The sequence below is a fragment of the Microbacterium sp. AG157 genome (assembly GCF_003385695.1).
Taxonomy (GTDB): Bacteria; Actinomycetota; Actinomycetes; order Actinomycetales; family Microbacteriaceae; genus Microbacterium; species Microbacterium testaceum.
The window spans coordinates 224,310-237,120 of sequence record NZ_QRDK01000002.1 but is presented as its reverse complement, the minus strand read 5'-3'; the positions used below and the strand labels follow the sequence as shown (position 1 = coordinate 237,120).

The 12,811-nt window shown below is 68.6% G+C and carries 13 protein-coding genes; 7 read left to right on the top strand and 6 right to left on the bottom strand.

Features of this window, described 5'->3' with window-relative positions:
- Nucleotides 1-14 precede the first annotated feature (14 nt).
- The 5 genes from DEU35_RS06935 (at nucleotide 15) to groL (ending at nucleotide 4,028) form a co-directional block, all read left to right on the top strand.
- Nucleotides 15-1,004 carry a DUF2332 family protein gene (locus tag DEU35_RS06935; protein WP_116239045.1) on the top strand — a complete coding sequence of 330 codons (990 nt, stop codon included), beginning with the start codon at nucleotides 15-17 and terminating at the stop codon, nucleotides 1,002-1,004.
- A 9-nt stretch (nucleotides 1,005-1,013) separates the two neighbouring features.
- Nucleotides 1,014-1,268, top strand: a complete 255-nt coding sequence (locus DEU35_RS06930) for a DUF3263 domain-containing protein (RefSeq protein ID WP_103206245.1) — start codon at nucleotides 1,014-1,016, stop codon at nucleotides 1,266-1,268.
- A gap of 35 nt (nucleotides 1,269-1,303) precedes the next feature.
- Entirely contained in the window at nucleotides 1,304-1,906 is a 603-nt protein-coding gene (locus DEU35_RS06925; protein ID WP_116239044.1) for a LytR C-terminal domain-containing protein, read from the top strand.
- Between the two features lie 131 nt (nucleotides 1,907-2,037).
- The gene (locus DEU35_RS06920) at nucleotides 2,038-2,238 is read left to right on the top strand and encodes a cold-shock protein (RefSeq protein WP_056229192.1); all 201 of its coding nucleotides are present in this window, start codon (nucleotides 2,038-2,040) and stop codon (nucleotides 2,236-2,238) included.
- Nucleotides 2,239-2,408: 170 nt separating this feature from the next.
- The gene (gene groL / locus DEU35_RS06915; RefSeq protein WP_103206247.1) at nucleotides 2,409-4,028 is read left to right on the top strand and encodes a chaperonin GroEL; all 1,620 of its coding nucleotides are present in this window, start codon (nucleotides 2,409-2,411) and stop codon (nucleotides 4,026-4,028) included.
- Between the two features lie 212 nt (nucleotides 4,029-4,240).
- Here groL and DEU35_RS06910 read toward each other — a convergent pair whose 3' ends face one another.
- The 5 genes from DEU35_RS06910 to DEU35_RS06890 all read right to left on the bottom strand — a co-directional run bounded on the left by DEU35_RS06910 (nucleotide 4,241) and on the right by DEU35_RS06890 (nucleotide 10,515).
- A complete protein-coding gene (locus DEU35_RS06910; protein ID WP_181904617.1) occupies nucleotides 4,241-5,911 on the bottom strand; it encodes a HAMP domain-containing sensor histidine kinase in 1,671 nt (556 codons plus the stop codon).
- Between the two features lie 134 nt (nucleotides 5,912-6,045).
- On the bottom strand, nucleotides 6,046-6,738 hold the full coding sequence (locus tag DEU35_RS06905; RefSeq protein WP_055838218.1) for a response regulator transcription factor: 693 nt from the start codon (nucleotides 6,736-6,738) through the stop codon (nucleotides 6,046-6,048).
- 69 nt (nucleotides 6,739-6,807) lie between these two features.
- A complete protein-coding gene (locus tag DEU35_RS06900) occupies nucleotides 6,808-8,457 on the bottom strand; it encodes a DNA repair helicase XPB (RefSeq protein ID WP_103206248.1) in 1,650 nt (549 codons plus the stop codon).
- A 47-nt stretch (nucleotides 8,458-8,504) separates the two neighbouring features.
- Complete coding sequence (locus tag DEU35_RS06895) at nucleotides 8,505-10,232, bottom strand: helicase-associated domain-containing protein (RefSeq protein ID WP_181904594.1); 1,728 nt, start codon at nucleotides 10,230-10,232, stop codon at nucleotides 8,505-8,507.
- 4 nt (nucleotides 10,233-10,236) lie between these two features.
- On the bottom strand, nucleotides 10,237-10,515 hold the full coding sequence (locus tag DEU35_RS06890; RefSeq protein WP_103206249.1) for a multidrug ABC transporter ATPase: 279 nt from the start codon (nucleotides 10,513-10,515) through the stop codon (nucleotides 10,237-10,239).
- A 107-nt stretch (nucleotides 10,516-10,622) separates the two neighbouring features.
- Here DEU35_RS06890 and DEU35_RS06885 point away from each other — a divergent pair, with 107 nt between their 5' ends.
- Together DEU35_RS06885 and DEU35_RS06880 are read left to right on the top strand one after the other, a co-directional pair.
- Nucleotides 10,623-11,006, top strand: a complete 384-nt coding sequence (locus DEU35_RS06885; RefSeq protein WP_056229171.1) for a cold-shock protein — start codon at nucleotides 10,623-10,625, stop codon at nucleotides 11,004-11,006.
- Complete coding sequence (locus tag DEU35_RS06880; RefSeq protein ID WP_116239043.1) at nucleotides 10,990-11,565, top strand: DUF3027 domain-containing protein; 576 nt, start codon at nucleotides 10,990-10,992, stop codon at nucleotides 11,563-11,565. The genes DEU35_RS06885 and DEU35_RS06880 overlap by 17 nt, the downstream gene beginning before the upstream one ends.
- 58 nt (nucleotides 11,566-11,623) lie before the next feature.
- Here DEU35_RS06880 and serC read toward each other — a convergent pair whose 3' ends face one another.
- Nucleotides 11,624-12,745 carry a phosphoserine transaminase gene (serC, locus tag DEU35_RS06875; protein ID WP_116239042.1) on the bottom strand — a complete coding sequence of 374 codons (1,122 nt, stop codon included), beginning with the start codon at nucleotides 12,743-12,745 and terminating at the stop codon, nucleotides 11,624-11,626.
- Between the last annotated feature and the right edge of the window lie 66 nt (nucleotides 12,746-12,811).

Genomic DNA, 12,811 nt, shown 5'->3' with positions numbered 1-12,811 from the left:
GCATAATCTCCCGGGTGACTCCGGATGCCGCGACCACCGTCGCCGACCGCTATCGACGTTTCGCCCGCGACGAGGCACCGGGACGTTCGGTGGTGTACGGAGCCTGGGCGGGGCGCGTCGCCGACGATGCCGCCGTCGCGGCCGCCCTCGCGGGCATCCCCGACACACGCCGTCAGCCACCGCTGGTCTTCGCGGTGATGCGTCTTCTGGGGGCGCCGCTCGACGACGTCGACGAGTGGGCGTCATGGGTCGTGGCTCACGCCGACGCGATCGTCGAGGAGTGCGGCCGACGCAGCGTGCAGACCAACGAGCCGCTCCGGTGCGCAGCCCTGCTCCCGGCGTTGGCGGCGATCGAGGGGCCGATCGCCCTGCTGGAGGTAGGGGCGAGCGCGGGGCTCTGCCTGTACCCCGACCGGTACTCGTACCGCTATCACCGCGGCGGCGAGGTCATCGCGGTCGATCCCGTCGACGGTCGCAGTTCCGTCGTCCTCGACAGCGATCTCGAGGGGCACCCCGACCTGCGGATGCCGGAGATCGTCTGGCGTGCGGGGATCGATCTCAGTCCCCTCGACGCCCGGCGTTCCGAAGATCGTAAGTGGCTCACCGGCCTCGTCTGGCCGGGGGAGGAGGGCCGCCTCGAACGCATCGAGGCGGCACTCGACATCGTGGCGGCCGATCCGCCGATCCTCGTCGCGGGCGACGGCGCGCAGGCCCTTCCCGCGCTCGCCGCACGGGCTCCGGCAGGAGCGACGCTGGTCGTGACCACTCCCGGCGTCCTCGCTCACGTGCCGCGCGTGCACCGGACCGCGGTGATCGCGGCAGCCCAGGCGGCGGGCAGGTGGATCACCCTCGACGCGCCCGGCCTGCACGACGGATGGACGCGTCGACCCGAGCCCGCGCGGGGCGGCTTCGCCCTCGCCCTCGACGGCGAGGTGCGGGCGGAGGTCGACCCGCTCGGGGCGTGGGTGGCGTGGCATCCGGGATCGGGACCGACGGCGCAGTAGCGTGGCGGCGTGCCTCTGTCGGACCGTGACCTCGCCTTCCTCGCCTTCGAGGGGGAATGGCGCCGTCACGCGGGAGCGAAGGAAGAGGCGATCCGCGCCGAGTTCTCTCTGACGCCCGCCCGGTACTACCAATTGCTCGGCCGTCTCATCGACACCCCCGAGGCTCTCGCCCACGACCCCATGCTCGTCCGCCGCTTGCGACGTCGCCGCGACGACGCGACGGCCCAGCACCGCGCTCGCCTCGGTCGGGCGGCGGTCCGCTGACAGGCTCGCCTCGACGCGACCGATAGCATCGTCCAATGGCCAGATCGACCTTCCCTCGGGATCGCTTCGACGACCTCCCGGCCGAATCCGGTCGCGTCGGCGCTCACCGTGCCGAGAAACCGCGGCTGCGCGGATGGATCGTGTTCCTCTGGGCGGCCATCGCCACTCTGCTGTTGATCATCGCCGGCATCTTCGCGACACTCGTCGTCTCGGGTCGCATCTCGCTCGGCGCCGACACCGCGCCCAGCCCGACCGTCTCGGCCGAACCGACCATCCCGGCCGTCGTCGACACCTCGTACTCGGTCGTCGTGCTCAACGGCACCTCCGACAGCGGGCTCGCGGCCTCGGTCCGTGACCAGATCGTGGCCGCGGGCTGGAGCGGAGACAACGTCGAGACGGGCACCTCCGACAGCACCGACTTCGCCGACACCACGATCTACTACCGCCTCGAGAGCGACGAGGCCGCGGCCGAGGGGCTGGCGCAGACCATCGGCGGGGCGCAGATCGCGCAGAGCGATTTCCTGCAGCCGACCGACGACCCGAACACCCCGGCTGATGAGAGCGACGTCAAGCGCCTGATCGTCGTGATCGGGCTCGACCGCGCTGCCGGCCAGCCTTCCTCCTCCCCCTCGTCCTGACACCGCGAGGGGCGCGTGTTTCCGCGTCGTAACAACTTGGATGCACGCGCGTCAACAATGCTCCGGAACCCCGATTCCGCGGCATCGCTCGTGCTTACGATGACCTCGTCGTTCAGCAACAGGAGATTCGCATGACGCAGGGCACTGTCAAATGGTTCAACGCCGAGAAGGGTTTCGGCTTCATCACCGTCGATGACGGGCAGGACGTCTTCGTCCACTACTCGAGCATCGAGATGTCGGGTTTCCGTGTCCTCGAGGAGGGGCAGGCCGTCGAATTCACCGTCGGCACCGGTCAGAAGGGCCCTCAGGCGGAGTCCGTGCGACTGGCCTGAGCGCTGATCCGAACGCCGTGGCATCCGAGTTCCGGATGCCACGGCGTTCGCTGTTTCCGGGACGGCGCGTGGCTTGCACTCCCTAGGGGCGAGTGCCAGAATGAATTAGCACTCGCTTTCGTCGAGTGCCAAAATCTGCAAGTCACCCGTCCGGGAGGGACGACACACTTATGGCAAAGATCATCGCTTTCGACGAAGAGGCCCGGCGCGGTCTCGAGCGCGGCCTCAACACTCTCGCCGACGCCGTCAAGGTGACCCTGGGCCCCCGCGGTCGCAACGTCGTGCTCGAGAAGAAGTGGGGCGCACCCACGATCACGAACGACGGTGTCTCGATCGCCAAGGAGATCGAGCTCGACGACCCGTACGAGAAGATCGGCGCTGAGCTGGTCAAGGAGGTCGCGAAGAAGACCGACGACGTCGCGGGTGACGGCACCACCACCGCCACCGTCCTCGCCCAGGCGCTCGTGCGCGAGGGCCTGCGCAACGTCGCCGCCGGCGCCGACCCCATCTCGCTCAAGAAGGGCATCGAGAAGGCCGTCAAGGCCGTCACCGACGAGCTTCTCGCCTCCGCCAAGGAGGTCGAGTCGAAGGAGCAGATCGCCGCGACCGCGTCGATCTCCGCCGCCGACCCCGCGATCGGCGAGCTCATCGCCGAGGCCATCGACAAGGTGGGCAAGGAGGGCGTCGTCACCGTCGAGGAGTCGAACACCTTCGGCACCGAGCTCGAGCTCACCGAGGGCATGCGCTTCGACAAGGGGTACATCAACCCCTACTTCGTCACCGACCCCGAGCGTCAGGAAGCGGTCTTCGAAGACCCGTACATCCTGATCGCCAACCAGAAGATCTCCAACATCAAGGACCTTCTGCCGATCGTCGACAAGGTGATCCAGGAGGGCAAGGAACTCCTCATCATCGCCGAAGACGTCGAGGGCGAAGCTCTCGCGACCCTGGTGCTGAACAAGATCCGCGGCATCTTCAAGTCGGTCGCCGTCAAGGCTCCCGGGTTCGGCGACCGTCGCAAGGCGCAGCTGCAGGACATCGCGATCCTCACCGGCGGCCAGGTCATCACCGAAGAGGTGGGCCTCAAGCTCGAGAACGCGACCGTCGACCTCCTCGGCCGTGCACGCAAGGTCATCATCACCAAGGACGAGACCACCATCGTCGAGGGTGCCGGTGAGTCCGAGCTGATCGAGGGTCGCGTGACCCAGATCCGCCGCGAGATCGAGAACACCGACAGCGACTACGACCGCGAGAAGCTCCAGGAGCGGCTCGCGAAGCTCGCTGGTGGCGTCGCCGTCATCAAGGCCGGAGCCGCGACCGAGGTCGAGCTCAAGGAGCGCAAGCACCGCATCGAAGACGCCGTGCGCAACGCCAAGGCCGCCGTGGAAGAGGGTGTCGTCGCCGGTGGTGGCGTCGCGCTCATCCAGGCCGGCAAGAACGCCCTCGTCAACCTCGAGCTCACGGGCGACGAGGCGACCGGTGCGAACATCGTCCGCGTCGCTATCGAGGCTCCGCTCAAGCAGATCGCGCTCAACGCCGGTCTCGAGCCCGGTGTCGTCGCGAACAAGGTCGCCGAGCTCCCCGTGGGCCACGGGCTGAACGCTGCGACCGGCGAGTACGGTGACCTGTTCGCACAGGGCATCATCGACCCGGCCAAGGTGACCCGCTCGGCTCTGCAGAACGCTGCGTCGATCGCCGGCCTGTTCCTCACGACCGAGGTCGTCGTCGCCGACAAGCCGGAGAAGAACCCCGCTCCCGCGGGCGACCCGACCGGTGGCATGGACTTCTGATCCACGCTGACGACTGAGAACGCCCCCTCCCTCGGGAGGGGGCGTTCTTCGTTGGTAGGGGGAGGGTGCGCCGTGTCCCATTTCTGGCTGCCTGGGGTGGTGTCAGCCAGCCGTTTTTGGGACGCGGTCCGATTTCATCGGGACATACTCGGGGCGCGCGTTCGAGCGGGGAGCGTGCGGCCGGTGCACACCATCGACGACGGCGGAACGCGTCAGGCGCCGTTCTCGGGCCGGTAGTTCTCGGGGAGCCGCTCGAGGGGCTGGGTCTCGATGAGAGCGTGTTCCTGCGCGTCGCGGCGATCAGCGAGGGGGAGGGAGACCCGGAAGGTCGCTCCACCCCCGGGGGTGTCGCGTACATCCACCGTGCCGTGCAGCAGGTCGACGATGGATGCCACGATCGACAGGCCGAGGCCCGAGCCGCCGGTCTCTCGGGTGCGCGAGGTGTCAGCGCGCCAGAAGCGCTGGAAGATCTGCTCGCGGATCTGTTCCGGCACGCCCTCGCCATGGTCGATGATCTCGATCCATCCCATGTCGGTCTCGGCGTCGACACCGACGCGCAGGCCGATGGGGGAGTCCTCGGCGGTGAACCGACGCGCGTTGCCGAGCAGGTTCGCAACGACCTGACGCACCTTGTTCTCGTCGCCCATGACGACGGGGGTGAGGCGCGGTACGGTGCGGACCACCCCGATGGGTGCAGTCGGTGTTCCGTCCGGAGGAGTGGATGCCGCGAGCTCCGCCCCGTCTCTCGATCGGCGGCGGAGCCGTGAAAGGGTGGCGCCCGCGATCGCCATCGCCGACGTCGTGGGGGCGGTACGCCGGCGGCCGTTCCCGCTCGCGGGCTTTCCCCCCGCGTCCAGGAGGGGGTCGAGAGTGATCGTGGGCAGGATCAGCTCGTCGCGGGAGGTGGTGTCGTCGACCGTGACTTCGCGCTGTGGCGACGTCACGCGCAGGTCGAGCGCGGCGTCACGAGCGATCGGACGCAGATCGAGGGCGATGATCGTGACGTCGCGGCGCTCGTCGAGGCGGGCGAGGGCGAGAAGGTCCTCGACGAGCGCGCCCATCCGGATCGCTTCCTTCTCGATGCGCTCCATGGACTGCGCGACGTCCTCGTCGGAGCGGATGGCACCCATGCGGTACAGCTCCGCATAGCCGCGCATGGTGACGAGGGGCGTGCGCAACTCGTGGCTGGCGTCGCCGATGAAGCGCCGCATCTGCCGTACGGTGGCATCCCGTTGTCCGAGGGCTCCGTCGATGCGCGCGAGCATCGCGTTGATGGCGGTCTTGAGCCGGCCCACCTCGGTGTCGGGGACGATATCGGTCAGCCGCTGACTGAAATCGCCGGCTGCGATGTCCATGGCCGTCGTCTCGACCTGTCGCAGGTTGCGGAACGCCAGGGTGACGAGCCACCGGGTCAGCAACGCCGTCGCGATGAGGATCAGCAGCGCCACGAAGGCGTAGATACCGATGTAGGCGGCGACGATCCGGTCGGTGGGGGCCAGCGGCTGGATCACCATCTGGGTGTAGACGCCGGGGTTCCCGGGCACCTGCAGAACGCCCACGCGAGCGAGGAAGTGTTGGCCGGATTGGGGTGATTCGAGCTCGATACGGCGGTCGATCTGGCTGTACGTCTGCTCCACCGTGAAGGTGGGCGGGATCTCGGGCAGAGCCGTCGTCGATGTTCCGTTGTAGAACGCCTCGCGCTGACCGTCGGGACCGTACACGACGACCATCGACCCGATCTGCGGGGCATTGTCGACCTGCGAGAACACGACGCGGCCGTCGCCGGGGGCGGTGGTGAAAATGCTGTTCGCGATGCTTCCGGCGGCCTGCTGCGCGAGTTGCTCGTCGAGGTTGTTCACCAGGGTGGTGCGCAAGAACACCATGGTTCCGATACCCGCGGTGAACAACCCGATGGCGAGGAGCGCGACAGTCACGCCGGTGACTTTGGTGCGCAGGCTCAGCCCGCGCCACCAGCGCGTGAGCAAGTCGTCGGAGTGCGACAGGAGCGGACCCCCGCTCAGGCGGTCTTGCCCGACTTCAGCATGTAGCCGAAGCCGCGCTTGGTCTGGATGAGCGGCTCCGAGGAGTGCGGATCGATCTTGCGGCGCAGGTACGAGATGTAGCTTTCGACGATCCCGGCGTCGCCGTTGAAGTCGTACTCCCATACGTGATCGAGGATCTGCGCCTTCGAGAGCACGCGGTTGGGATTCAGCATGAGATAGCGCAGGAGCTTGAATTCGGTCGGGCTCAGGTCGATCGACACGTCACCGACGCTGACGTCGTGCGTGTCCTGATCCATCGTCAATTCGCCGGTGCGGATGATCGACTCTTCATCCGCCTGCATCGTACGGCGCAGGATGGCTTGGATGCGGGCGACGATCTCATCGAGGCTGAACGGCTTGGTGACGTAGTCGTCGCCACCGGCGTTGAGCCCCATGATCTTGTCTTCGGTCTCGTCTTTGGCGGTGAGGAAGAGGATCGGAGCGGTGTAGCCCGCGCCGCGCAAACGTTTGGTGACGCTGAACCCGTTCATGTCGGGAAGCATCACGTCGAGCACGATGAGGTCGGGTTCCTCTTCGAGCACGGCCGAGATCGTCTGCGCGCCGTTGGCCACGGCTCGCACCTGGAACCCGGCGAAACGCAGGCTCGTGATGAGCAGGTCGCGGATGTTGGGTTCGTCGTCCACGACGAGGATGCGAGGAGCTGTCATGCCCTCATTATCGTGATCTGACCCAGCAATGTGCTGGATATGGAACGGAAAGCCGTGTGCTGGTATGCGTCAGGCGGCCTGTGCGTCGATTCCGTCGGCATCCAGGATGGTGTAGGCGTACCCCTGCTCGGCCAGGAATCGCTGACGATTCTGGGCGAAATCCTGGTCGACGGTGTCACGCGCGATGAGCGTGTAGAAGCTCGCGGTGTGGTTCGACTGCTTCGGTCGAAGGAGGCGGCCGAGACGCTGCGCCTCCTCCTGGCGCGAGCCGAACGAACCCGACACCTGGATCGCGACCGAGGCTTCGGGCAGGTCCACCGAGAAATTCGCGACCTTGGAGACGACCAGTAGCGGAATGCTCCCGTCGCGGAAGCCCTGGAAGAGCTCCTCGCGCTCGGGGATCGGCGTGGCGCCCGTGATCTGCGGCGCGTTCAGCGCTTCGGCGAGCTCGTCGATCTGATCGAGATACTGCCCGATGATCAGCACCCTCTCGCCCGGATGCCGTTCGACCAAGCGCCGGGCGACCTCGATCTTCGCGGGGGCGGTGGCGGCGAGACGGTAGCGATCCTCGTCGGCGGCCGCGGCGTATTCGAGTCGCTCATCGGCCGGAAGGTCGATACGCACCTCGTAGCAGGCAGCGGGCGAGATGAAACCCTGGGCCTCGATCTCTTTCCACGGCGCGTCGAAGCGCTTCGGACCGATCAGGCTGAAGACATCGCCCTCTCGACCGTCTTCGCGCACGAGCGTCGCGGTGAGACCGAGGCGGCGGCGCGCTTGCAGGTCGGCCGTGAGCTTGAACACCGGAGCGGGGAGCAGGTGGACCTCGTCGTACAGCACGAGGCCCCAGTCGAGAGCGTCGAGCAGGGCGAGATGGGCGTACTGGCCTTTCCGCTTCGCGGTGAGGATCTGGTACGTCGCGATGGTGACCGGCTTGATCTCTTTGACCTGGCCGGAGTACTCGCCGATCTCCTCGGGCGTGAGGCTCGTGCGGCGCAGCAGCTCGTCGCGCCACTGGCGCGCGCTGACGGTGTTGGTGACGAGGATGAGCGTCGTGGTGCGCGTGTCGGCCATGGCGCCGGCGCCGACCAGCGTCTTACCCGCTCCACAGGGCAGGACCACGACGCCGGAGCCGCCCTCGGAGAACGACTCGACCGCCTGGCGTTGGTAGGGGCGGAGGCTCCAGCCGTCCTCGGCGAGGTCGATCGGGTGCGGCGTCCCCGGCGTGTAGCCGGCGAGATCCTCCGCGGGCCAGCCGATCTTCAACAGCTCCTGCTTGATGTGCCCGCGCGCCCAGGCGTCGATGAGAAAGCTGTCGGGGCTCGGGCGACCGATGAGAAGCGGGGAGATGCGCTTGTTGCGCGACACCTCGCTGAGTACCGCGGCATCGGTCGAGCGCAGCACGAGCTCACCCTCGTCGTTGCGCTCGATGACAAGGCGCCCGTAGCGGTTGACCGACTCGCGGATGTCGGTGCTGACCGACGCCGGCACCGGGAAGCGCGACCACCGGTCGAGGGTGTCGAGCATGGACTCGGCGTCGTGGCCGGCCGCGCGCGCGTTCCACAGCCCCAAACGGGTGATGCGGTAGGTGTGGATGTGCTCCGGTGCGCGCTCGAGCTCGGCGAAGACCGCCAGTTCGTGGCGCGCCGTCTCTGCGTGAGGGTGCGCGACCTCGAGGAGCACGGTGCGGTCGCTTTGCACGATAAGGGGGCCGTCAGCCATAACGTTCGAGTCTACCGGGGTCGGGAAGGGCGGGGCGTGCGCGGCCGTCAGTCGACGGGTGCGACGCCGTCGATGTGAGACAGGGGGAGAGTGCGCTCGACGTCCGCTGCGCGGTCTCGACCGCGCAGGCGTCCGCCGCCGAGGCCGGTGGCCTCGAGGCGGAAGACCCGGGCCGAGCCGTCGGGGAGGCGGACCGTGACGTCGATGATCGAGCGCGCGCGGACCGCCTGATCGAGTTCGCGCTCGAGCCATGCGGCATCCGAGTCTCCCGCACCTGTGCGCAGCCGCTCGATGAGGCCGTCGTAGGCGTCCAAGGGGGCCGTGGTCCGAGCCTCGGGGGCAGCCAGCTTGGCACGCTCAAGAGCGCGGGGGCGTCCCGCGGCGTCAACCGCCACCGCGGGGTAATGGGCGTCGGTGAGCGCCCAGAAGACGACGTCTGCTGCGACGTGCGAGACGAGCTCGTCGTCGGTGCGGGTGAGGGCGATCGAGCGCAGCGACTGGTCGACCTCCATCGAGCGCAGGAGCGTCTCATCGTCGGTCAGGACCCGGGTGAGGTGAGAATCGGCGTCGGTGATGACGCGCACGCGACCGTGTTCGGCGGCGGTGCGCTCGATCACGTATGCGAGCGGCTGCGGGAGTCCGGTGAGCGAGATCCCGGTGAGGAACTCGCGAAGGCTGTCGGCCGTCTCTCCCGCGGTGATCGCGGCGCCGATCGTCGCGGCGCTGAAGCGATAGCTCGACGCCTGGGCGCGGGACTCGCGCGCGGCCATCGAACGCAGGCGTACGTCGAGGTGCGGGGCGAGCGGGCCCGGGGCGATCGCCGTGAGGTCGTTCTGCAGGTACACGCGGTCGACTTCCGGCGGCAGGAGCTCGCGCAGCGACGAGGTGTCGACGTCTCCGCCCTCGGCCAGCGGGGTCGCCCACGGCGTCGAGTGACCGGCGGCGTCGAGCAGCCCCCAGCGGACCAGACGCTTGATCCACAGGTCGGCACGCTCGGGACCCTCGGGGTCGAACGGCGTCGCAGAACGCCACTGCTCGGTGGGGATCCACCCGCCGTCGGGGGAGCGGTAGGCGGCGGGGAGAGCGTCGCGGAGGGCCTCGGCGGTGCGCTGCCAGCGCTCGAGTGTCGGCAGGCGGAGCCACTCGCGCCCGGCGGGAGACACGAGCCATGCGCGCTCATTCGTCCCGAGCAGGCCCACCTCGGCCGCGAGCCCGACGAGAAGGTCGGCTTCGGCGGCGGTGGTCACGGCTCCGGCCTCGACGAGACGTCGTCTCTCGGCGGCACCCAGCGACCCCGATCCGATGCGTCCGAGCGGAGCATCGAGCGTTTGCATGAGGATGTCGGCGAGGGAGGCGGCGTTGGTGAACACCGCTTCGGAGGCGGCGCCGGTGCTCTCGGGCGTCGCCCGGGTACGATGCGGAGCCGCGGCATCCGGGATGCCCGAGGGCAGGATGTCGCGCGCCGCGTCGATCACGGTGGGGAAGGGGAATCCGTCGTCTCCGACGAGAGCACGGGAAGCCAGACGCTCGCGGATATCGCCGGTCGTCGCACGGCCGTCGGCGGCGTCGAGCAGGGCGACGGCTTCGTCGCGACCCAGAGCGGGGAGTCCGCGCGCCACGGACGTCGGATCGAGGAGCGCTTCGGCCGCGTCGAACATGTCGCGCCAGGTGCTCGAGGGCGAGATGTGGCGTTCGGCGAAGAGGCGGGCGAGATCGGTGTCGCTGCGCGCGCTCAGCGAGACCGCCAGTGCGCGTTGTGCGGAGGCCTCGGGCACGTCATCAGGCCTTGTTGGCCTTGGCCCTACGGATGAAGCTCATGATGAGCACGGCGAGCAGGCACGCGAAGGCCACCGGAGGAGCGATGTAGACGAGCAGACCGATGACCGGCCAGACGCCCGTCCCCATGTCGGCGCCGGAACTCGAGCCGATGATGATGGCGAAGAAGCACACGATCGACAGCGCGAGAAGGCCCAACGACATGAACGCGAGAATGCGATCGATGCGGCGGACGGGGACGTCGTCGCCCGGTGTGCTGCCACCGGAGGTGCGGGTGCTCATCGGGCTCAGCCTACTGCCTGGCGGCGGTGCCGTAGGCTGGAAGACCGGGATCCGTTCGGGTCCCGTGTTCCGCCGCGCTCTCCGCGCATTCATCCAGCGAGGTGTCCATGCCCACCGGCAAGGTCAGGTTCTACGACGACGAGAAGGGCTTCGGCTTCATCGTCACCGATGACGGCCAGGACGTGTTCCTGCACGCCACCGCCCTGCCCGCCGGAGCCCCCGGACCGAAGGCCGGGACGCGCCTCGAATTCGGTGTGGCCGACGGAAAGCGCGGCCTGCAGGCGCTCTCGGTTCGCGTTCTCGATGCTCCCGTGAGCCTGTCGAAGCGCTCGCGCAAGCCCGCCGACGACATGGCGATCATCGTCGAAGACCTCGTGAAGCTGCTCGACGGCATCGGCGGGGATCTGCGACGCGGTCGCTACCCGAACGGTCCTCACGCGCAGAAGATCGCCGCGGTCCTGCGCAAGGTCGCCGATGACTTCGAAGCCTGAGCAGCCCGTCGATGAGCGCCTGACCGGCGCTCACGACCTGGCGCTCGCGGCTCTGCACGAGATCACTCCGGCCGACACCGTCGGCCCCGCGGCCGGATACACGGCCGAGGAGGACGGCGCGGTCTCTTTGCGCTTCCATACCCGACTCGCGGGCTACCCGGGCTGGTTCTGGACGGTCAGCGTGGCCGTGGTGGACGACTCCGAGCCGACCGTGCTCGAGGTCGAGCTCCTGCCCGGCGACGGGGCGCTGTTGGCTCCCGACTGGGTGCCGTGGGCGACCCGTCTGGCGGAATATCAGGCGGCGCAGGTCGCGCTGGCTGTCGACGACGACGACGAGGACGACGAGGACGACGACCTCGATGAGGACGTCGACGACGAGTCGGACGACGAAGACGACGAGCACGAGCCGAAGGCGCGCTTCCACGCGGGCGATCTGGACGGGGTCGACATCGACGAGCTCGACGGCGGCTCCGCGAGCAGCGACGACCAGGACGACTCGGATGACGACGACTCGGATGACGACGACTTTGACGACGACGAGGGCGATCGTAGCTACTGACTGCCGCTCATGACGAAGGCCGTCCCGCCTCGGCGGGACGGCCTTCGTCATGAGCGGATCAGGCTTGCGGCAGGCGCTCGATCGTGTAGTCGATCGCCCCGATGAGACGGCGCACGTCTTCGGGCTCGATCGAGACGAAGGTGGCCACACGAAGCTGGTTGCGGCCGAGCTTGCGGTACGGCTCGGTGTCGACGATGCCGTTCGCGCGCAGGCTCTTGGCGATCGCCGCCGCATCGATGCGGTCGTCGAAGTCGATGGTGACGACGACGGGAGAGCGGTCGGCGGGATCGCTCACGAACGGCTTCGCCACCGCGCTCGCGTCGGCCCACTCGTAGAGGGCCCTGGACGATTCGGCGGTGCGGGCGCCGGCCCAGGAGAGGCCGCCGTTGTCGAGGATCCATCCGAGCTGATCGTCGAGGAGCAGGAGCGTCGCGAGAGCGGGGGTGTTCAGCGTCTGCTGCAGACGCGAGTTGTCGAGCGCGTTCTTCAGGCTGAGGAACTCCGGGATGTAGCGGTCGGATGCCGCGATCCGCTCGATCCGCTCGATCGCGGCCGGCGAGACGGCGGCGTACCAGAGCCCGCCGTCCGAGCCGAGGTTCTTCTGGGGCGCGAAGTAGTAGACGTCCGCCTGCGACACATCGACGTCGATGCCTCCCGCAGCGCTGGTCGCGTCGATGACCGTGAGAGCGCCGGCATCCGCGTCCATACGTCGGATCGGGGCGGCGACGCCCGTCGAGGTCTCGTTGTGCGGCCAGGCGTAGACGTCGACGCCGGCGACGGCCTCGGCGGACGAGCGCGTCCCGGGCTCGGCCTTGCGCACATCCGGTGCCTGAAGCCACGGGGCGGTGGCGGCCGCGGCGAACTTGCCACCGAACTCGCCGAAGACCAGGTTCTGGCTGCGGTTCTCGATGAGTCCGAACGCGGCGGCGTCCCAGAAAGCGGTCGATCCGCCGTTGCCGAGGAGGATCTCGTATCCCTCGGGCAGACGGAACAGCTGCGACAGGCGCTCCCGCGTGCTGGCGACGAGGTTCTTCACCGGCGCCTGGCGGTGCGAGGTTCCGAGGATCGACGCGCCGCGGGTGACGAGGGCCTCGAGCTGCGCACCGCGCACCTTGGAGGGGCCGCACCCGAAGCGACCGTCGGTGGGCAGGAGTTCGGCGGGCAGTTCCACGTGCGGCATGGCACCGATTCTAGGGTCACCCCCGGACGCCGCCCGCGCTCATGTCGGACAGGGTCGGTAGGCTGA